Genomic DNA, 19,601 nt, shown 5'->3' on the forward strand with positions numbered 1-19,601 from the left:
GGCTGCCAATGGCAGCCCCTCTGTTTATCCGGCTTACTCTCCTGCCGTCCGGGCTCAGGGCCCGGGGGCATAGCTGAAGGGCGCTATCTGTGGGCTCAGACCGCGACAGGCCGGCTTGAGGGCCTCAGGCCCGGCCAGCAGCCAGTCGGTGCGGTGGCGGTTACCGAGACTCTCCATGCGATCTGCGTCGAAACAGACCGCCATCAGATCGGCTGCGCCCAGCACCCAGCGACCGGGAGCGGCCGCAATCCAGGCCGCCGCCTCGCGCGCCTGCTCCCCATCCCCCATCAGATAAGGGTAATGTCGCAGGGGCCGTTGGCTGAACAGCAGGTGCTGCTCCTTGAAACCGGCCAGTAGCAGCTCGTTCCCCGCAGGCACCCGCTCCGCCGCCAGCGCCATCACCCCCTCCGGGGTGCGCATGTCGTTGAGCCTCACGCAGATCCAGCTGGAGTAGATGAGCCACCCCACCGCCAGCGAACAGAGGAGGGCACTGAGCGGCGCCCGGCGCAGCAGCGCATTGACCAGCAGCAGCGCCCCTCCCATCGCCAGCAGGGGCAGCCAGGGGGCCGGGCCCAGATCCTCCAGTCTGCTCGCCAGCCCGGCGCTGAAGGCCAGCGCCCCCGCCCCGCCCACACAGATGATCCCCAGCAGCCAGCCGAGTCCACCCAGCAGGCGTGCGGGCCAGACCCGCGCCAGCAGATCGGCGACGAAGGGAGCCGTCAGCAGGGCCAGCGCCGGCGTACCCGGCGTGACATAGACGCCCCGCTTGCCCGGCGAGGCCGAGAAGAAGAGGATCACCAGCACCAGGTAACCGAGCAGCAATATGATGCGCCTGTCCTGCCCCTGGATGGCCTTGCGCCAGGCCACCACCAGCCAGGGCAGCAGCAGGGAGAGCGGCAGCCAGAATGGCGGGATCACCGAGGTGAGGTAGTACCAGAAGGGTTTGACGTGATGCCAGGCGTTGGCATAGCGGGTCACCGTCTGGCGCAGCAGTATGTTGTCCCGGTAGGCCTGCAGCACGGGATCCCCGCTCTGGGCCACGGCGAGCAACATGGGCACCAGCCAGAGAGCGATGGCCAGCACCATAAAGAGCGGCCCCGCCAGCCCCTTGAGCCAATCGCCCCTGGTGGCGGCGCGGATCTTCTCCCTGTGGGTCCAGACGGCCGGGATCAAGATCAGCAGGGCCAGCAGCCCCACCCCCTTGGTGATGATGCCGAGCCCGGCGGCGAACCAGCCGAGCCAGTACCAGCGCCAACCGCCACCACAGAGCAGGAAGCGGACGAAGCCATAGACCCCCAAGGTGATGAAGAAGGTGACCAGCGCATCGATCTGCGCCGTCTTGGCTTGCAGGGTGAACTGGACCGTAAAGAGCAGCAGCAGACCGGCCATGAAGCCGACCTGTGCGCTCCACAGCCGGCGCCCCAGATCCCACACCAGCGCGATGGTCAGCAGGCCCGCCAGCAGGGAGGGCAGCAGGAAGGCCACCTTGATGGAGCCGGTCAGCAGATACCCTATCGCTATCCCCCACATAAAGAGAGGGGGCTTGTCCGGGTAGATCTCGCCGCCGCGCATGGGGAAGAGCCACTGGCCGCTCTCCACCATCTCCTTGGCGATCAGGGCGAAGCGCGGCTCGTCGGCAGGCCAGGGATCCCGCAGGCCGAGGCCCGCCCCCAGCACCACCAGGGCGATCAGCAGCAGCCAGCCCAGCGACTCCTGCCTGAGCAGATAACGATCATTTACCATGACGAACCTCATAGTCGTCGACGACCTTGTCCCGCTTCCACCCTCTGTGCTGGATGTCCAGATAGAGGCTGTAGAGGGCGGTAAAGGTGGGGAAGAGGTTCTGCAGCACGCCGACGGAGTCCTGCTTGGGGGAGAAGATGAAGTAGCTGAGCGTCATCAGGCTGCCGAGCACGCTCATGTACCAGAACAGGCGGGGAATGACGGGCCGGCCGGCCCGCTTCGAGGCCAGGAACTGCACCAGCCAGCGCCCGCCGAACATGAGCGCCCCCGTGTAGCCGATGAGCTTCCAGCCGGTGACATGCAGACCCGTCCAGTCAAACCAGGTCAGCTCCATGGAAAGCAGGGCATCGATCATCGCCGCCCTCCCCGGTTCAAACCGCCGACATGGGGGGCGACCTCATCCCGGTCCGGCCAGACCGATGACAACGAAAGCAGGGTGTCCATCACTCCAGCATCTCCCGGATCTCGACCACCTTGGAGCGGCGCTGCAACCACCAGACGCCGACCACGTCCACCAGCCCGACCCAGAGCCGGTTCCAGACGCCGTACTTGGAAACGCCCGCCTGCCGCGGCCTGTGGTTGACCGGCCAGGGGGACATGCGGCCCCCCTGGGCCTGGATCAGGGCCGGGATGTAGCGGTGCATGTGGTTGAAGCCGGGCAGGCGCAGATACCAGTCGCGGCGCACCACCTTGAGGCCGCAGCCGGTATCCGGGATGCCGTCCCGCAGCAGCAGATCGCGAAAGCCGTTCGCCAGCCTGGACGAGAGGCGTTTCACCCAGTCATCCCGGCGAGTGACACGGTGGCCGATGAGCCCGACCTGATTCCTGTCCGCCGCGAAACGGCGCTTGGCCTCCTCCAGCATGGCGGGAATGTCCGCCGGATCGTTCTGGCCGTCGCCGTCCAGCACCACCAGCCAGTCGCCGCGCCCCTGGCGCACCCCGCTCAGCACCGCCATGCTCTGGCCGACGGCCCTGGCGTGGCGCACCACCCGCAGCCTGGTGAAGCGGGACTTCAGCTCGCACAGCAGGGCATAACTGTCATCCTCGCTGCCATCATCCACGTAGATCAATTCGTACTCGTATCCGCCCCCCAGAGCGGCGTCTATTTCACTGATGAGGGGAGCCAGATTGTCCCGTTCATCCTTGGCTGGTACTACGACTGACACATCGACTGAATCACCCATATGAGCTTCCCGACAAAGAAAATAATCCAAGGGATCCTGTTGCGCACATCATGAAGAAGGTGGACTGAGCGCCAGAACCCGCACAAATACAAGGTATTACATCATGATGATCGCCGTCTATCACCCGACAACTAACAATCGCATCAACTAAGAGGGGCAGCACAACAGCGCGGCCCTGCCCGCACCTCAGGTCGTCACCACCAGCAGAATCTTCTCCCGCCTAAAAGTTCCATACCGTTTTCGTCTCTGATGATCTGACACATAACCACATGTTCCATCGTCTGGCTGGCAGCCACCCCGTGGAGAACCTATATCTTCCGGACAAGCCAACGAGGTAACCATCATGCAGAGACTCTGCGCCTGGGGCTGGGGGCTGCTCCTGCTGTTGACCACGGCATCGGCCCATGCCGATGCATTTCGCCAGGCCCCCAAGGCGATGAGCGCCCTGCGCCAGGGCGCCGCCATGGAGCGCGGCAACCCGAGGCAGGCCATCGCCCACTACTGCACCGCCGCCAGCCTGGGCAACCCGGAAGCCTACTACCGCATCGGTCGCCTGCTGGCCCGCGGCCCCCAGGGGATACGCAACGCCCGCCACGCGAACGCCTACCTGGCCATGGCCATGCGCCTCGGCAATCAGCAGGCCGCCCGCTACTACAACGAGCGGGTCGGCAACGCCCCCCTCGGCACCTGTGGCGTCGGTGGCAGCGGAGGCGGCACCCCCTGGGTGCGGCCCAGCACCCCCTTCGATCAGGACAGCTACCTGGCCCGGCAATCCACGAGCAAGCAGCAGCTGGCCAGCATGATCCGCCAGGCGGCCAAGCGCCACAGAGTCAACCCCCAGCTGGCGCTGGCCATCGCCATCGCCGAGTCCAATCTGAACAGTGCCGCCGTCTCCCCCAAGCAGGCGCAAGGGGTCATGCAGCTCATCCCCGAAACCCAGGCCCGTTTCGGCGTGACCCGGCCGTTCGACGCCCGGCAGAACATCCGTGGCGCCATGATCTACCTGAAGTGGCTGGAGAAGCAGTTTGGCCCGGACTGGGTCAGGATCAGCGCCGCCTACAACGCCGGGGAGCAGGCCGTCCTGCGCCACGGCGGCGTGCCCCCCTATCGGGAGACCCAGGAGTACGTGCAGCGGGTGCTCTACTACTCGGGGCAGGATCCGGCCAAGGAGCGCCGGCTGCCACGCTGAGCACCACCCGACGGCCGTCTCATCCGCACGAATCCTATCGGGCCAGGCTTAAGGAAATCTTAAGACAGGGCCCGGCACGCTCCTGTTCGCTGCCGCCTCTCGGCCGCTCGCCAGCCCCCTGGCTCCCCGCTCCCCGGCTTTGCCGCCCCCTCCCCATTGGTTTACAATCGACTGGTTTTTTGGAACCGGGTTGACGGCCCGTCGACCCGGCCCCACCACGACATCAGTCTGTTAATGTCACGACATTAAACTGCTGAAAAGGAAGAGAATTAGCCAATGGCTCAATTTATTTACACCATGAACAGGGTCGGCAAGGTAGTGCCGCCCAAGCGTCATATTCTCAAGAACATCTCCCTCTCCTTCTTCCCGGGCGCCAAGATAGGCGTGCTGGGTCTGAACGGCGCCGGTAAATCCACCCTACTGCGCATCATGGCCGGGATCGACACCGAGATCGAAGGGGAAGCCCGCCCGCAGCCCGGCATCAAGATCGGCTACCTGCCCCAGGAGCCCAAGCTGGATCCTGAGCAGACGGTGCGCGAGGCGGTCGAAGAGGCGGTGGGCGAGGTGAAACGCGCCATGGCGCGCCTCGACGAGGTCTATGCGGCCTACGCCGATCCGGACGCCGACTTCGACAAGCTGGCCCGCGAGCAGGGCGAGCTGGAGGCCATCATCGCCGCCCAGGGCGGCCACAACATGGAAAACCAGCTGGAGCGCGCTGCCGACGCCCTGCGCCTGCCGGCCTGGGATGCCCAGATCAAGCACCTCTCCGGGGGTGAACGCCGCCGCGTGGCCCTGTGCCGCCTGTTGCTGGAAAAGCCTGACATGCTGCTGCTGGACGAACCGACCAACCACCTGGATGCGGAATCCGTGGCCTGGCTGGAGCGCTTCCTGCACGACTACGAGGGCACTGTCGTGGCCATCACCCACGACCGCTACTTCCTCGACAACGTGGCGGGCTGGATCCTGGAGCTGGACCGTGGCGAGGGCATCCCCTGGGAAGGCAACTACTCCTCCTGGCTGGAGCAGAAAGACGCCCGTCTGGCCCAGGAAGCGAGTTCCGAAGCGGCCCGTCGCAAGTCCATCGAGAAGGAACTGGAGTGGGTTCGCCAGAACCCCAAGGGCCGTCAGGCCAAGTCCAAGGCCCGTATGGCTCGCTTCGAGGAGCTCAACACCAACGACTACCAGAAGCGCAACGAGACCAACGAGCTGTTCATTCCGCCCGGACCCCGCCTCGGCGACAAGGTGGTCGAGGTGGCCAACCTCTGCAAGTCCTATGGCGACCGCCAGCTGATCGACGATCTCTCCTTCTCCATTCCGAAGGGCGCCATCGTCGGCATCATTGGCCCGAACGGTGCCGGTAAATCGACCCTGTTCCGCATGATGTCGGGTCAGGAGCAGCCGGACTCCGGTTCCATCACCCTGGGTGACACCGTGGTGCTGGCCTCGGTGGATCAGTTCCGCGACCAGATGAACGACAAGAAGACGGTGTTCGAGGAAGTCGCCGACGGCCAGGATATCCTGCGCATCGGCAACTACGAGTTCCCGAGCCGTGCCTATATCGGCCGCTTCAACTTCAAGGGTTCCGACCAGCAGAAGCGGGTTGGCGAGCTCTCCGGTGGCGAGCGCGGTCGTCTGCACCTGGCCAAGCTGCTGCAGACCGGCGGCAACGTGCTGCTGCTGGACGAACCGACCAACGATCTGGACATCGAAACCCTGCGCGCCCTGGAGAACGCTCTGCTGGAGTTCCCCGGCTGTGCCATGGTCATCTCCCACGACCGCTGGTTCCTCGACCGCATCGCCACCCACATCCTGGACTACCAGGACGAGGGCAAGATCGAGTTCTTCGAGGGCAACTTCACCGAATACGAAGAGTGGAAGAAGAAGACCTATGGCGCCGAGGCCGTCCAGCCGCACCGTGCCAAGTACAAGCGCATCGCCAAGTAGAGGGAACGATTGGTACAGTCAGCCGCACCGCGTCCATTGCAACCAGCGCATCGCCAAGTAAAGGGAGCGATTGGTGCGGCCAGCCGCACCACGTCCATTGCAACAAGCGTATCGCCAAGTAAAGGGAGCGATTGGTGCGGCCAGCCGCACCGCGTCCATTGCAACAAGCGCATCGCCAAGTAAAGGGAACGATCGGTGCGGCCAGCCGCACCGCGTCCATTGCAACAAGCGCATCGCCAAGTAAAGGGAACGATTGGTGCGGCCAGCCGCACCGCGTCCATTGCAACAAGCGAGCTGCATATGCGGACAAGGGGAGCCCGGGCTCCCCTTTTTATCGCCTCCTGGCTTACAATTCCCCTCCCTACCCTGGCAGCATAGAACCATGACCCAACCCACCACGACCAGACTCACCATCCAGATCCGGATCGAACCCGGCTGTCTGGGTCCGGATGGCAAGCAGCACATCGACACCTTCTGCACCGCGGCCAGCCGGGTCTTTGCCGCCATCGAACCCGGGCGGGTCAGCTGGGTGCTGCTCCCCCGCCACGACAAGCAGTTGCCGGAGCAGGAGTTCCTCATCGAGGGGCGCAAGTTGAGCGAGGCGCAAGCCGGCCTGTTGCTGCAGCGCATGGGAGCGAGTCTGGCTCCCTTGCTGGAGCAGAGCGATGCCGTGCTGAGCCAGCTTATCGAGCGCTACCTGAAGAGCCGTTGATGGCCCCCACAGAGAAGGTTCTATCGAGCCCCGTTTTTACCCCTCCAAGGGCAAACGTTTGAATTTTTGCTCTATTCATTGATCCGCCTCGCAGATCCGGGGTTTGTAAACGCCGCCGCCTGTGTGAAAATGTGCGCGCTGTCACGGTATCAGGACGAGTCTGGTCACTTCATCGCCAGAGACAGGGCCCTTCACCCCGCATGGATGGGTGCGGCCCCCTGCTGCTTATTTCACGTTACCCATTGGAATCCAACATGAATCAACCACATCACGCTACCGGGCAGACCGCCAGCCCGGCTGCCGGGCAAGGATTGCTCGAGCGTCTGTTTGCCCTGAAAGGCCACGGCACCACGGCCCGCACCGAGGTCATCGCTGGCATCACCACCTTCCTGACCATGGTCTATATCGTGTTCGTCAACCCGCAGATCCTCTCTGCCGCGGGCATGGACACACAGGCCGTGTTCGTCACCACCTGCCTCATCGCCGGCATCGGCAGCATCCTGATGGGCCTGCTGGCCAATCTGCCCATCGCCCTGGCACCCGCCATGGGCCTGAACGCCTTCTTCGCCTTCGTGGTGGTGGCCGGCATGGGCTACTCCTGGCAGGTCGGCATGGGCACCATCTTCTGGGGCGCCCTGGGGCTCTTGATCCTCACCCTGCTGCGGGTGCGCTACTGGCTCATCGCCAACATACCGCTCACCCTGCGGGTCGGCATCACCGCCGGCATCGGCCTGCTGATCGCCCTGCTCGGCCTGCACAATGCCGGCATCGTGGTCGCAAGCCCCGCGACCATGGTGACCGTGGGGGACCTCACCTCCCTGCCCTGCCTGCTGGGGCTGCTCGGCTTCTTCCTGATCTGCATCTTCTCCGCCCGCGGCGTCCACTCCGCCGTGCTGATCGCCATCGTGGTCACCACGGCGCTGGGCTGGCTGTTCGGGGATGTCACCTTCAAGGGGTTCGTCTCGGTGCCGCCCAGCATTGCCCCCGTCTTCGGCCAGCTGGATCTGATGGGGTCGCTGGACATCAGCCTCGCCGGGATCATCTTCTCCTTTATGCTGGTCAACCTGTTCGACTCTTCCGGCACCCTGATCGGCGTTACCAACCGCGCCAAGCTGGCCGATGACAGGGGCCACTTCCCGCGCATGAAGCAGGCCCTGGTGGTGGACAGCGTGAGCTCCGTCGGTGGCGCCTTTATGGGCACCTCATCTGTCACGGCTTACATCGAGAGCAGCTCAGGCGTCGCCGTCGGCGGTCGCACCGGTCTGACCGCCATCGTGGTCGGCGTGCTGTTCCTGCTGGCCATCTTCTTCTCCCCGGTCGCCGCCATGGTGCCTGCCTACGCCGCCGCCGGCGCCCTTATCTACGTAGGCGTGCTGATGTGCTCCGAGCTGACCCGGGTGAAGTGGGAAGATCTGACCGAGGCGGTGCCGGCCTTCATGACCGCCGTCATGATGCCGTTCAGCTTCTCCATCACCGAGGGGATCGCCGTGGGCTTCATCTCCTACTGCGTGATGAAGGCGGGCACCGGCCGCTGGCGCGAGATCAACCCCTGCGTGCTGGTGGTCGCCCTGCTGTTCGTGCTCAAGTTCGTCTGGGTCGACAGCCACTGATCCCGACCCGCGCAGACAAAAATGCCCGTCATCGACGGGCATTTTTTTATGGACTGGAGTCGGCGAGGACTCAACGGATGCCGCGGGCCTCTCGGATCCATTCCCAGGCCTGCTGGATCTCCTGGGCCTTCTCCTTGGCCATCTCCATCATCTCCGGCGGCAGCCCCTTGGCGGCCAACTTGTCCGGGTGGTGCTTGCTCATCTCCTTGCGATAGGCGCGCTTGATCTCCTGATCGCTGTCGCTCTCGCTCACCCCCAGCAGCTGGTAGGCGTCCTTGAGGCGGTCCCGGGAAGGGGGCTCCTGCCGGTATTGCTGCCCCTGCCCGCCGCCCTGCTGCTGGCGATGGAAGAAGTTCATCTGGGCCTCGGCCATCGCCAGGATCCGTGCCAGCTCGATGCGGCTGAAGCCCAGCTCGTCGGCTATGGTCTGCAGGATGGCGCGCTCGTTGGCCTCCACCTTGCCATCGGCAAAGGCGGCCTGCAGCTGCACCTCGAGGAAGAAGCGCAGGATGTCCCGCTGCCCCTGGCTCGCCTGGCGAAACTCCGCCAGGGTGTCCCGCAGCGGGAAGTCGCTCTCCTTGCCCTGACGGAAGGACTCCTGGGCCCGCACCCGCTGCTCGCCAGAAAGGCGCATCCTGTCCATCAGGTTGGAGGCGACCCGGATCTCGTGCTCCGTGACCTGGCCGCTCGCCTTGGCGATGTGGCCCATGACGGCGAAGGTGGCGTGGAAGAAGACCGCCTGTTGCTGCTGGCTGGGGGCGCGGCGGAAACTCATGCCCATGCCCCGATCGAAACGGTGGCCTATCCAGAGGCCGAGCAGGGCACCGAAGATGTTGCCGAGCAGAAAACCGAAGAAGGCGCCAAGCACCTTACCCCAAATACGCATGGTTCAAGACCTCGTGATGTTAGTGAGTGCCGGCAAGCAGTTGCTCATCCAGCGCGCGCAGCCGCTCCACTGTGCCGATGTCGCGCCACTCGCCGGCGAGCAGGCTGCCGCCGACCCGGCCTTGCGCCATCCAGTCGCGTAGCAGGGGCGCCAGCTTGCGGGCGCCAGAGGGGAGGCCGGCAAAGGCAGAGGGGTGGTAGAGGCCCACGCCGCTGAAGGTGAGGGCAGGTGCGTCCAGCACTCTCCCCCCTTGCAAGGAGAAGTCCCCCTGCGGGTGCTGGGGTGGATTGGGCACCAGCCAGAGGTGGGCCAGCTCCTCTCCCAGGGGCTGGCGCACCAGGGTGGCATAGTCGACATCTATCCAGGTGTCGCCGTTGATCACCAGGAAGGGGTCGCTGCCGAGCAACGGCAGCGCCTGCACTATGCCGCCTGCGGTCTCGAGCGCGCTCTCCTCTGCCGACCAGCGGATAGCCACGCCGTACTGACTGCCATCGCCGAGGGCTTCCACCAGCTTGTGGCCGAGCCAGGCGTGGTTGATGACGAGCTCGCTTACCCCGGCGCTCTTGAGCTTCTCGATATGGTGCACGATGAGCGGCTTGCCCCCCACCGCCAGCAGCGGTTTGGGCAGGCTGTCGGTGAGCGGGCGCATCCGCTCGCCGCGACCGGCGGCCAGGATCATCGCCTTCATGACGATGCCCCATCGACACGGGCCAGACCCGGCAGCACCGCCTGCTGCAACCAGGCGTCGAAGCGGGCCAGCACCGGGTAAGTCGCGCCATGGCTGCGGCAGACATCCACCACATAGCCCAGGGTACGGGGGATGTCCTTGAGGTAGCCGGATTTGCCGTCGCGATGGCAGAGGCGGGTGAAGATCCCCGCCGCCTTGAGGTGGCGCTGCATGCCGGTGAGGTCGGCGTGGCGGCGGAAGCTGGCATAGTCGAGCCCGTCGAGCAGCCCCGCCTGGCTCAGCACCTCGAAGCCATGACTCATGCCCTGCTCAATCACCGCGTCCGGCCAGCGCACGTAGCAGTCTTTCAGCAGGGAGACCAGGTCGTAGCTGAGCGGCCCCGTGACCATGTCCTGGAAGTCGATGATGGCGAGTTCGCTCTCGCCCGGGGTCTGCCCACCACACACCATCAGGTTGCGGCTGTGGAAGTCCCGGTGCATCACCCCCTGGGGCTGGGCCAGGTTGTTCTCGGTGAGACAGGCGAAGGTCTCCGCCAGCAGTTGCTCTTCCTCGGCGCTCAGCGTCAACTGCAGGTGGTGGCCCAGCAGCCACTCGGGGAAAATGCTGTTCTCCCGTGCCATGAAGGCCTCATCGAAGGGCTCGAGCGCCAGCTCGACCGCCCCCAGCCTCGGCAGCAGTGCGATGGCCTTGCCGTACCAGGCCAATACGCTGTCATCGTTCAGGCAGCCGATGAGCTGGGTATCCCCGAGATCCGTCACCACCAGCAGCCCCTGCTCGTAATCCACCGCCCGCACCTCTGGCGCCAGCAGCCCAACGGCATGCAGGGCGGCCGCATTGCGAACGAATTCATGATTTTTTTCAGTTTTCGGATTAGCATCCACCCACACCAGACCGCCGCCGCGGAAGTAGCGGCGAAAACTGGCGTCACCGGAAATGAGGGTCAACGGGAGGTTGGCGTCACCGGAAATCCGGCGTGCCCATTGCAAAAGCAGGGAAGCGCGATCGTGCATGAGTCGGGAACCAAATTGGAAAGCAGCACTTGGTTGTTAGCCCTGGCCGCAATAATGCTTTATCATTGCCGGCTAACATAAAGCAATGACATGCAATGTCAACTCGATGGATCCTGACATAAAATGCATGCCCTGAATCAACCGTTTTTACTACGGATTGCGCGAGCCTTTCACATGACAAAATGGACACTGGGGTATTCCTGTCCCATCGCCCTGACCATCAGCCTTGTTCCTGCCCTGAGTCCGCTCATGGTCCAGGCAGCGCCACTCAATGCGCCACCCGCCACCGGGATCCTCGACAGCCTCTGCTATGACTATGTGCCCAAGATAGAGAAACCCAGCGCAAACGAGGACGCCAACGCCCTGCCCGTCGAGGTGGATGCCGATCGCCTGGAAGCCAAGCAGGGCGAGACCGCCGTCTACGAGGGTGACGTCAAGGTTCGCCAGGGCGTGCGCAAATTCGACTCCGATTATGCCCAGCTGGACCAGAAGAGCCGGGATGTCATCGCCATCGGCAACATCTATTACAATGACGGCCAGATCACGGTCACCAGCGACAAGACCCTCAAGTCCAACCTGGACACCAAGAACTCCGAACTGGAGGAGGGCAAGTATCAGGTTCATGGCTCACCGGTACGCGGCTTCGCCGAGAAGGTGACCATGACCAACAACAACCAGAACATCACCCTGGAGGGCGCCCAGTACACCACCTGCCCGCCAGGTCAGGAAGCCTGGACCCTCAAGGCCGGCAGCATCGACATCGACCAGTCGGAGGTATTCGGGGAAGCCTGGAATGCCAGCCTCTGGCTCTATGACTACCCGGTCTTCTATTTCCCCTACATCAACTTCCCCATCAAGGACGAGCGCAAGACCGGTCTGCTCTACCCCGGCTATACCCAGAGCTCCAAGAACGGCATGGACATCACCCAGCCGTTCTACTGGAACATAGCGCCGAACTACGATGCCACCATCACCTCCCGCTTCATGGACAGACGGGGCCTGATGGAACAGGTCGAGTTCCGCTACATGCCGGATCCGGCCCATACCGGCAGCCTCTACTTCGAGAACCTGGCGGACGACAAGCAGTACGACGAGACGGACAGCCTCAACGACTACCTGTCCGATGGGCACCGCTACCTGCTGAACGCCCGCCACACCTCCAGGTTCCTGGACAACGCCCTGCAGGTGTCGGTGGACTACACCAAGGTGCGGGATCAGGATTACAACTACTTCAACGACTTCTCCCCCAAGGTGGGGACCCAGGTCGACAACCAGCTGCAGCAGTCCCTGAAAGCCGGCTACTTCCAGCAGAACTGGAACCTCAACGCCGAGGTGCGGACCTACCAGATCCTGCTGGCCAGCGCCCAGCAGCCCCACGAGCTGATGCCGCGCATCAACCACAACTACTACCAGCAGGGCAACTGGTACGATCTGGCCTGGAACACCGAGCTCACCAACTTCGGTTACAACAACGACCAGGCCGTCGAGCAGAACAAGGGGGAGGCCTACACCGGCACCCGCTTCTACACGGCCCCGACCCTGACCATCCCCCTGGTGGACGAAGCCGGTTACTTCCTCGACAGCCAGTACAAGCTGATGTACACCCGTTACGATCAGACGGTGCCTGACAACATGAGCAGCACCTTCACAAACCGCTTTACCCCGCGAGAAGGGGGAGACGTCACCCTGGAAGAAGGCGTCATCACCCGGGTGCTGCCCTCGTTCCGCCTCAAGGGCGGCATGACCTTCGAGCGCGACCAGCAGTGGTTCGGGGAAGGGGCCAACCAGACCCTGGAGCCGGAGTTCCAGTACCTCTACGTGCCCTACAAGGATCAGGACAACATAGGCGTCTATGACTCCACCACCATGCGCCAGGACTACTACAGCCTGTTCAGCGATCGCCGCTACGCCGGTCTTGACCGGATCAGCGACTCCAACCGGCTCTCAGTGGGGGTCACCACCCGCATCTATGATCCGGCCGGGGATGAACGAATCCGGCTGGCCGTTGCCCAAGCCTTCGACTTCGTGGCCCCCAGGGTCAAGCTCTACAGCAGCGACGAGCTGAGCACCAATACCCGCTCGCCGCTGTCGTTCGAGGGGGACGCCAAGATCAACGAGCAGTGGTATGCCCATGCCGGGGCGCAATATGATGTGGAGCAGCGCCAGATAAGCTCCGCCAACAGCGCCCTGGAATATCGCCACGAGAAGCTGATCAGCCAGTTGAACCACCGCTTCGTGCGGGACGCCAACTACGACCTGGACCACAAGGGCCAGGTGACGGATCTCAACCAGATAGGCCTGCTGCTGACCACGCCGCTGAACAACCAGTGGCATCTCTACGGAGGCTACTATCAGGAGCTCGACCAGAACGTCAAAGTGGACCGCAAGGTGGGCCTGAAGTACGACTCCTGCTGCTGGAGCATCAACTTCAACCTGGAGTGGGTCAATACGCCAGACAACGTGAACCTGGCCCCGACGTCCGAGCGCAGCCTCGGCATTCAATTTGAAATGAAAGGATTGGGTAGCGTGGGTACCGGCTCCAAGGGCACGTCCCTGGACACCGAAGCACTGCCTTACATTCGTCCGTTTAACCTGCGAGACCAGTAACGGGTCTGGCAAACGCCTTGAGAGATGGATATGAAGAAGACGTTGATTTCCCTGCTGACCGCAGGCCTGTTCGGTGTCATGAGCCAGGGCGCCCTCGCCGCGCCCGAGCTGGTGGACAAGGTGCTGGCCGTGGTCAACAAGGACGTGGTGCTGGCCAGTCAGCAGGAGGCCCTGGTGCAGAAGGTGAAGGCCTCCGCCCAGGAGAGCGGCCAGTCCCTGCCCGATGACGTCACCCTGCGCAAGCAGGCGCTGGATCGCCTGATCCAGGAGAGCCTGCAACTGCAACTGGCGGAGCGCCAGGGGCTCAAGATCAGTGACACCCAGCTGGAGCAGGCCATCCAGAGCATCGCCGCCGACAACAAGATGACCCTGGAGCAGCTGCGTGCCCAGCTCGAACGGGAGGGGCTGACCTATGCCCAGTACCGGGAAGAGGTACGCCGCGAGATCCTGATGAACGAGGTGCGCCGCAGCCAGGTGCGCCGCCGCATCAACATCTCCGAGCAGGAGGTGAAGCAGGTGGTCGAGGCGCTGGGCAAGCAGGGCCAGCAGCAGACCGAATACCACATCGGCCACATCCAGGTCGCCCTGCCGGACAACCCGAGCGCCGAGCAGCTCAACGCCGCCAAGGCCAAGATTGAACGCATCCTGGCCGCCCTGAAAGAGGGGGCGGACTTCCGCAAGCTGGCCATCGCCGAGAGTAACGGTCCCAAGGCCCTGGAAGGGGGTGACTGGGGCTGGATGAGCCAGCAGGAGATGCCCACCCTGATGGCGGAGGCGGTACAGGGCGCCAAGAAGGGCGACATCGTCGGCCCGCTGCGCTCCGGCGCCGGTCTGCACATCGTCAAGATCTTCGACACCAAGGGTCAGCAGCAGGTGATGCAGACCGAGGTGAAGGCGCGCCACATCCTGATCAAGCCCTCCATCATCCTGAGCGAGGAGAAGGCCAAGGGCACCCTGGACGGCATACTGCACGACATCAAGAGCGGCAAGGCCAGCTTCGCCAGCATGGCGGAGAAGTACTCCGAGGATCCGGGCTCCGCGGTGCAGGGCGGCGAACTGGGCTGGTCCGATCCCAACGTCTATGTGCCGGAGTTCCGCGACATGGTCAATCGCCTGCAACCAGGCCAGATCAGCGAACCCTTCCGCACCACCCACGGCTGGCACATAGTGCAGCTCGAGGATCGTCGCAGCCAGGACGCCACCGGCAAGGCCCAGGAGCAGCGCGCCTACCAGCTCATCTTCAACCGCCGCTTCACCGAAGAGTCCCAGGCCTGGCTGGATGAACTGCGCGACGAAGCCTACATCCAGATAGAACCGAACTGATGGCCTGCCATCGTCTTGCCATCACCCCGGGTGAACCGGCGGGCATAGGCCCGGATCTGGTGCTGCACATCGCCCAGCGGGCGTGGCCCCACCAGCTGGTGGTGATCGCCGACCCGGCCCTGCTGCGCGAGCGGGCCGGATTGCTGGGGCTCTCCATCGAGCTGGAACCCTACGATCCCTGCGCCCCAGCCCGCCCGCAGCGGGCGGGCACCCTGACGGTCTGTCCGGTTTCCCTCGGTGCCCCCGTGGTGCCGGGCACCCTCGATGAGGGCAACGGCGCCTATGTGCTGGCCACCCTGCAGCGCGCCTGCGACGGCAACCTGAGCGGCGAGTTTGCCGCCGTGGTGACCGGGCCGGTGCACAAGGGGATCATCAACCAGGCAGGGGTGTCGTTCAGCGGCCACACCGAATTCTTCGCCCAGCAGTCCGACACCGCCGACGTGGTGATGCTGCTGGCCACCGAAGGGCTGCGGGTGGCGCTCGCGACCACCCATATCCCGCTGGCCTACGTGGCCATGGCCATCACAGAGGAGCGCCTCGGCAAGGTGATCCGCATCCTGGATGCGGATCTCAAGGGCAAGTTCGGCATAGAACACCCCCGGATCTACGTCTGCGGCCTCAATCCCCACGCCGGGGAAGGGGGCCATCTCGGCCGGGAGGAGATCGACGTGATCGAACCCGCCCTGGCCGGCCTGCGCCAGGAGGGGATCGATCTGGTCGGTCCGCTGCCCGCCGATACCCTGTTCCAGGACAAATACCTCAAGGATGCGGATGCGGTACTCGCCATGTACCACGACCAGGGGTTGCCCGTGCTCAAATACAAGGGCTTTGGCAACTCGGTCAACATCACCCTCGGACTTCCCTTCATCCGTACCTCGGTGGATCACGGCACCGCGCTGGATCTGGCAGGCAAGGGCCTCGCCGATCCCGGTAGCCTGATCACCGCGATCAACCACGCCATCCAGATGGTAGAGAAAAAAAGATATGAGCAGTAAGGTGCACATGGGCCACACGGCCCGTAAGCGTTTCGGTCAGAACTTCTTGCACGACCGTTACGTGATCGACCAGATAGTGGCCGCCATCAACCCGCAGCCGGGCCAGAACCTGGTGGAGATCGGGCCGGGTCTGGCGGCGCTGACCGAGCCGGTCGCCGCCCAGATGGACAAGATGACGGTGGTCGAGCTGGACCGGGATCTGGCGGCGCGCCTGCGCGAGCATCCCACTCTTAAAGACAAATTAACCGTGATCGAGGCCGACGCCATGCGCTTCGACTTCGCGACCCTGATGGGAGAAGGCAAGGGGCCGCTTCGCATCTTCGGCAACCTGCCCTACAACATCTCCACCCCGCTCATCTTCCACCTGTGCGAGTTCGCCGATCGGGTCGAAGACATGCACTTCATGCTGCAGAAGGAAGTGGTGCTGCGTCTGGCCGCAGGTCCCGGCAGCAAGGCCTATGGCCGTCTGAGCGTGATGACCCAGTACTACTGCCAGGTGATCCCTGTGCTGGAAGTCGGCCCGGGCGCCTTCAAGCCGGCCCCCAAGGTGGACTCCGCCGTGGTGCGCCTGGTGCCGCACAAGAACCCGACCATCGTCGCCAAGGACATCCGCTGCCTGAACCGGGTCTGCACCGAGGGCTTCGGCCAGCGTCGCAAGACCATTCGCAACAGCTTCGCCAACTTCATCACCGACGCCCAGCTGACCGAGCTCGGGATCGATGGCAACCTGCGCCCGGAGAACCTCTCCCTCGAGCAGTTCGTCACGATCGCCAACTGGCTGGCCGATCAGCAGCAGGCCTGATCCCATGGCCACACCCCGGATAGTGGTTCGCCCGCACCCCAGCTATGTGGCGGGCACCCAGGATCCCTACCATTTTCTCTACCTCATCGAGATAGAGAATCTGGGGCCGGGGACCGTGCAGCTGCTGCATCGACGCTGGCTCATCACAGATGCCAATGGCAAGATGCAGGAAGTAGAGGGGCCCGGGGTCGTCGGTGAACAACCCCTGATCGCCCCCGGCGAGACCTTCACCTACCAGAGTGGCGTCCCCCTCGCCACTCCGCTCGGCGTGATGGAAGGCAGCTATATCCTGCAGGATGAATCGGGGCAACGATTCGAGGCCCCCATAGCCCCCTTCACGCTGGCCATTCCCAACATTATCAACTGAGGTTTCATGGCGAACTGTTTCGTCGGTGATATCCAGGGCTGCTACGACGATTTGCGCCGTCTGCTGGATCTTGCCGAGTTCGACTTCGATAACGACACGCTCTGGCTGTGCGGCGATCTCGTCGCCCGCGGACCGGACTCTCTCAACACCCTGCGTTTCGTCAAATCACTGGGACAGCAGGCCGTGACCGTGCTCGGCAACCATGACCTGCACCTGCTGGCGGTCGCCCACGGGGTCGCCCCGCTCAAGAAGAAGGACAAGCTGCAGGAGCTGATGGAGGCGCCGGATCGGGAAGATCTGCTGGAATGGCTGCGCCACCGCCCGCTGCTGGCGGAGCACCCGGATCTGCCCATCATGATGATCCACGCCGGCCTCTCCCCCGCCTGGGATGCCCACACCGCCCGCAGCTGTGCCCGGGAAGTGGAAACCCTGCTGCGCGGGGATCAGTACAGCTGGCTGCTGCACAACATGTATGGCGATCTGCCGGACAGCTGGAACGACAGTCTGGTGGGGATAGAGCGTTACCGTTACATCATCAACAGCTTCACCCGCATGCGGTTCTGCTACTTCGATGGCCGGCTCGACTTCAAGTGCAAGAAGGGCCCCAAGGAGTCCACACCAGGCCTGCGCCCCTGGTTCGAGCAACGCGAGCACCACGACGACGACCCCATACTGGTGTTCGGCCACTGGGCGGCGCTGATGGGCAAGACCGGCAAGGACGACATCAAGGGGCTGGACACCGGCTGCGTCTGGGGCAACAGCCTCACGATGTGGCGCTACGAGGATGACGCCCTGATAGCGACCCCCTGCCCCGCCTATGCCAAGTGAGGCAAGGAACAGGGATGGGAAATAAAACGGGCCCGGCATTGCCGGGCCCGCTCTTTATGGAATAGAGAAACACCTCACAGCCTGCGCCCCAGCCGTTTCTCCACCTGACGTCGCTCCCATTCCGGCCCGAGCAGCCTGAACGGCTGGAACAGGTTGATGGCATGGGACATCAGCCCCAGGCCCCAGCCCAGCATGGGCCACCAGGCCCAGATATGGTCCGGGTTGCTCAGGTAGTTGATGACGAACAGGCCCGTCATCACCAGCACATAGCTGATGAGGTGGCCGTAGAAGCCCTTAAGCCCCTCGACAAACTTCATCGCCTCCCGCTCATCCCTGGCCAGGTTCACCCCACCCTCTCTCTCATTCCCTTTCATCTCGCTCTCCTGCAGTTGAGTCACATCGAGCTCAAAGACGGAGGCCAGGGCCTTGAGGGATTCCAGTCCGGGTTGCTGTCCCTGCTCGATCCGCTGAATGGTGCGAACGCTCAGGCCGGTAAAGGCGGCCAACTGCTCCTGTGACCAGCCCCGCTGCAATCTCAATTTCCTGACTATCATCATCGGCTCCTCGTGATATTGGACAGGGCCAGCATAGGGTCGAGTGGCAACAGGCGACACGACAGAGGCCTGACAGCAATCTGACTATCGTTTTAAACCAATGGCTTATATATCATCCCGCCGTTTGGTTCAGAGGCTCTGCATCAGCTCGGCGCCGAGCTCGAACGAGCGCAGCCTCGCCTGGTGATCGACGATGGGGCCGTTGAACATCAGCTCGTCGGCACCGGTCTCGGCCAGCAGGGCCTTGAGACCGTGGCGCACCCGATCCGGATCCCCCACCAGGGAGCGGGCCAGGGTCTGCTCCATGGCCATCAGCTCGCGCGGCGACCACTGCTCCCCCAGATCCTGCACCGGCAGCGGCAGCTTGCCGGCATCGCCGCGATAGAGCCGCAGGAACTGCTGCTGCAAGGTGGTGAACAGGAAGCGCGCCTCCCGATCGCTGTCGGCGGCGATCAGGTTGACGCAGACCACGGCATAAGGCCTGGGCCAGCGCGCCGAGGGGCGGTACTGGGTGCGGTAGAGCTCCAGCGCCTGCAGCAGCAAGCCGGGCGCGAAGTGGGAGGCGAAGCCGAACGGCAGCCCCATGGCCGCCGCCAGCTGGGCGCTATAGAGGCTGGAGCCCAGCAGCCAGATCGGCACGTGCAGCCCCTGACCGGGCACCGCCTGCACGGCGCCAATCTCGTCCCCAAAGTAGCCCATCAACTCGCGCACATCCGCCGGGAAATCGTCCACCTCGCCGCTGCGCTGGCGGCGCAGCGCCTGCATGGTGCGCTGATCGGTGCCGGGGGCCCGCCCCAGCCCGAGCTCGATCCGATCCGGATAGAGGGAACTTAGCGTGCCAAACTGCTCGGCGATGACCAGCGGCGAGTGGTTTGGCAGCATGATGCCGCCCGCCCCGAGCCGCAGGGTGTTGGTGCCGCCGGCCAGGTGGCCGATGAGCACGGCGGTGGCGGCGCTGGCGATCCCCGGCATGTTGTGATGCTCCGCCAGCCAGTAGCGGTGATAGCCCCAGCGCTCCGCATGGCGGGCCAGATCCAGCGAATGGCGGAACGACTCGGCCGGCAAGGTGCCTTCGGGCACGGGCACCAGATCCAGCACGGAATAGGGAACGACAGACATGGGACACTCCATTGATTCACAGGCCATTTGCCAGTGGAGC

The 19,601-nt window shown here is 64.0% G+C and carries 18 protein-coding genes; 10 read left to right on the forward strand and 8 right to left on the reverse strand.

Annotated elements, in window-relative coordinates; all coding sequences use genetic code 11:
* Positions 1-54: 54 nt before the first annotated feature.
* From R2B70_RS15600 to R2B70_RS15610, 3 genes are all read right to left on the reverse strand, one after another.
* The gene (locus R2B70_RS15600) at positions 55-1,743 is read right to left on the reverse strand and encodes an ArnT family glycosyltransferase (RefSeq protein ID WP_245196078.1); all 1,689 of its coding nucleotides are present in this window, start codon (positions 1,741-1,743) and stop codon (positions 55-57) included.
* Entirely contained in the window at positions 1,733-2,098 is a 366-nt protein-coding gene (locus R2B70_RS15605; protein ID WP_042075006.1) for a lipid-A-disaccharide synthase N-terminal domain-containing protein, read from the reverse strand. Before R2B70_RS15605 ends, R2B70_RS15600 begins: the two co-directional genes overlap by 11 nt.
* Before the next feature lie 88 nt (positions 2,099-2,186).
* On the reverse strand, positions 2,187-2,909 hold the full coding sequence (locus R2B70_RS15610; RefSeq protein WP_257519397.1) for a glycosyltransferase family 2 protein: 723 nt from the start codon (positions 2,907-2,909) through the stop codon (positions 2,187-2,189).
* A 361-nt stretch (positions 2,910-3,270) separates the two neighbouring features.
* On the opposite strand from R2B70_RS15610, the gene R2B70_RS15615 reads away from it, so the two are divergent.
* The 4 genes from R2B70_RS15615 (at position 3,271) to R2B70_RS15630 (ending at position 8,382) form a co-directional block, all read left to right on the forward strand.
* Complete coding sequence (locus tag R2B70_RS15615; protein ID WP_209794645.1) at positions 3,271-4,116, forward strand: lytic transglycosylase domain-containing protein; 846 nt, start codon at positions 3,271-3,273, stop codon at positions 4,114-4,116.
* 276 nt (positions 4,117-4,392) lie between these two features.
* Positions 4,393-6,060, forward strand: coding sequence for an energy-dependent translational throttle protein EttA (gene ettA, locus R2B70_RS15620; protein WP_318161937.1), 1,668 nt, complete (start codon positions 4,393-4,395; stop codon positions 6,058-6,060).
* 382 nt (positions 6,061-6,442) lie between these two features.
* A complete protein-coding gene (locus R2B70_RS15625) occupies positions 6,443-6,772 on the forward strand; it encodes a hypothetical protein (protein WP_042074228.1) in 330 nt (109 codons plus the stop codon).
* A 254-nt stretch (positions 6,773-7,026) separates the two neighbouring features.
* Positions 7,027-8,382, forward strand: coding sequence for an NCS2 family permease (locus R2B70_RS15630; protein ID WP_042074230.1), 1,356 nt, complete (start codon positions 7,027-7,029; stop codon positions 8,380-8,382).
* 70 nt (positions 8,383-8,452) lie between these two features.
* Here the strand turns inward: R2B70_RS15630 and djlA are convergent, their stop codons facing one another.
* The 3 genes from djlA to R2B70_RS15645 are packed head-to-tail and all read right to left on the reverse strand — an operon-like array spanning position 8,453 to position 10,966.
* Positions 8,453-9,268, reverse strand: coding sequence for a co-chaperone DjlA (gene djlA / locus R2B70_RS15635; RefSeq protein WP_042074232.1), 816 nt, complete (start codon positions 9,266-9,268; stop codon positions 8,453-8,455).
* A 19-nt stretch (positions 9,269-9,287) separates the two neighbouring features.
* Positions 9,288-9,956, reverse strand: coding sequence for an N-acetylmuramate alpha-1-phosphate uridylyltransferase MurU (murU, locus tag R2B70_RS15640; protein WP_318161938.1), 669 nt, complete (start codon positions 9,954-9,956; stop codon positions 9,288-9,290).
* Positions 9,953-10,966 (reverse strand): aminoglycoside phosphotransferase family protein, encoded by a 1,014-nt coding sequence (locus R2B70_RS15645; RefSeq protein WP_318161939.1) that lies wholly within the window; start codon positions 10,964-10,966, stop codon positions 9,953-9,955. The genes murU and R2B70_RS15645 overlap by 4 nt, the downstream gene beginning before the upstream one ends.
* 174 nt (positions 10,967-11,140) lie before the next feature.
* On the opposite strand from R2B70_RS15645, the gene lptD reads away from it, so the two are divergent.
* Genes lptD through R2B70_RS15675 form a run of 6 tightly spaced genes read left to right on the forward strand, consistent with a single transcriptional unit; the run spans position 11,141 to position 17,888 of the window.
* Positions 11,141-13,573, forward strand: coding sequence for an LPS assembly protein LptD (lptD, locus tag R2B70_RS15650; protein ID WP_318161940.1), 2,433 nt, complete (start codon positions 11,141-11,143; stop codon positions 13,571-13,573).
* Positions 13,574-13,603: 30 nt separating this feature from the next.
* Positions 13,604-14,896, forward strand: coding sequence for a peptidylprolyl isomerase SurA (gene surA / locus R2B70_RS15655; protein ID WP_042074237.1), 1,293 nt, complete (start codon positions 13,604-13,606; stop codon positions 14,894-14,896).
* Positions 14,896-15,891, forward strand: coding sequence for a 4-hydroxythreonine-4-phosphate dehydrogenase PdxA (gene pdxA / locus R2B70_RS15660; RefSeq protein WP_216990908.1), 996 nt, complete (start codon positions 14,896-14,898; stop codon positions 15,889-15,891). Before surA ends, pdxA begins: the two co-directional genes overlap by 1 nt.
* On the forward strand, positions 15,881-16,693 hold the full coding sequence (rsmA, locus tag R2B70_RS15665; RefSeq protein WP_042074239.1) for a 16S rRNA (adenine(1518)-N(6)/adenine(1519)-N(6))-dimethyltransferase RsmA: 813 nt from the start codon (positions 15,881-15,883) through the stop codon (positions 16,691-16,693). Before pdxA ends, rsmA begins: the two co-directional genes overlap by 11 nt.
* Before the next feature lie 4 nt (positions 16,694-16,697).
* Complete coding sequence (gene apaG / locus R2B70_RS15670; protein WP_318161941.1) at positions 16,698-17,060, forward strand: Co2+/Mg2+ efflux protein ApaG; 363 nt, start codon at positions 16,698-16,700, stop codon at positions 17,058-17,060.
* A gap of 6 nt (positions 17,061-17,066) precedes the next feature.
* Positions 17,067-17,888, forward strand: coding sequence for a symmetrical bis(5'-nucleosyl)-tetraphosphatase (locus tag R2B70_RS15675; protein ID WP_318161942.1), 822 nt, complete (start codon positions 17,067-17,069; stop codon positions 17,886-17,888).
* A gap of 74 nt (positions 17,889-17,962) precedes the next feature.
* Here the strand turns inward: R2B70_RS15675 and R2B70_RS15680 are convergent, their stop codons facing one another.
* Positions 17,963-18,442: a 2TM domain-containing protein gene (locus tag R2B70_RS15680; protein ID WP_318161943.1), complete on the reverse strand. Its 480-nt coding sequence runs from the start codon at positions 18,440-18,442 to the stop codon at positions 17,963-17,965.
* 129 nt (positions 18,443-18,571) lie between these two features.
* Positions 18,572-19,561 (reverse strand): luciferase-like monooxygenase, encoded by a 990-nt coding sequence (locus R2B70_RS15685; protein WP_318161944.1) that lies wholly within the window; start codon positions 19,559-19,561, stop codon positions 18,572-18,574.
* Positions 19,562-19,601: the final 40 nt, after the last annotated feature.

This window comes from Aeromonas sp. XH (assembly GCF_033348475.1).
Classification (GTDB): domain Bacteria; phylum Pseudomonadota; class Gammaproteobacteria; order Enterobacterales; family Aeromonadaceae; genus Aeromonas; species Aeromonas sanarellii.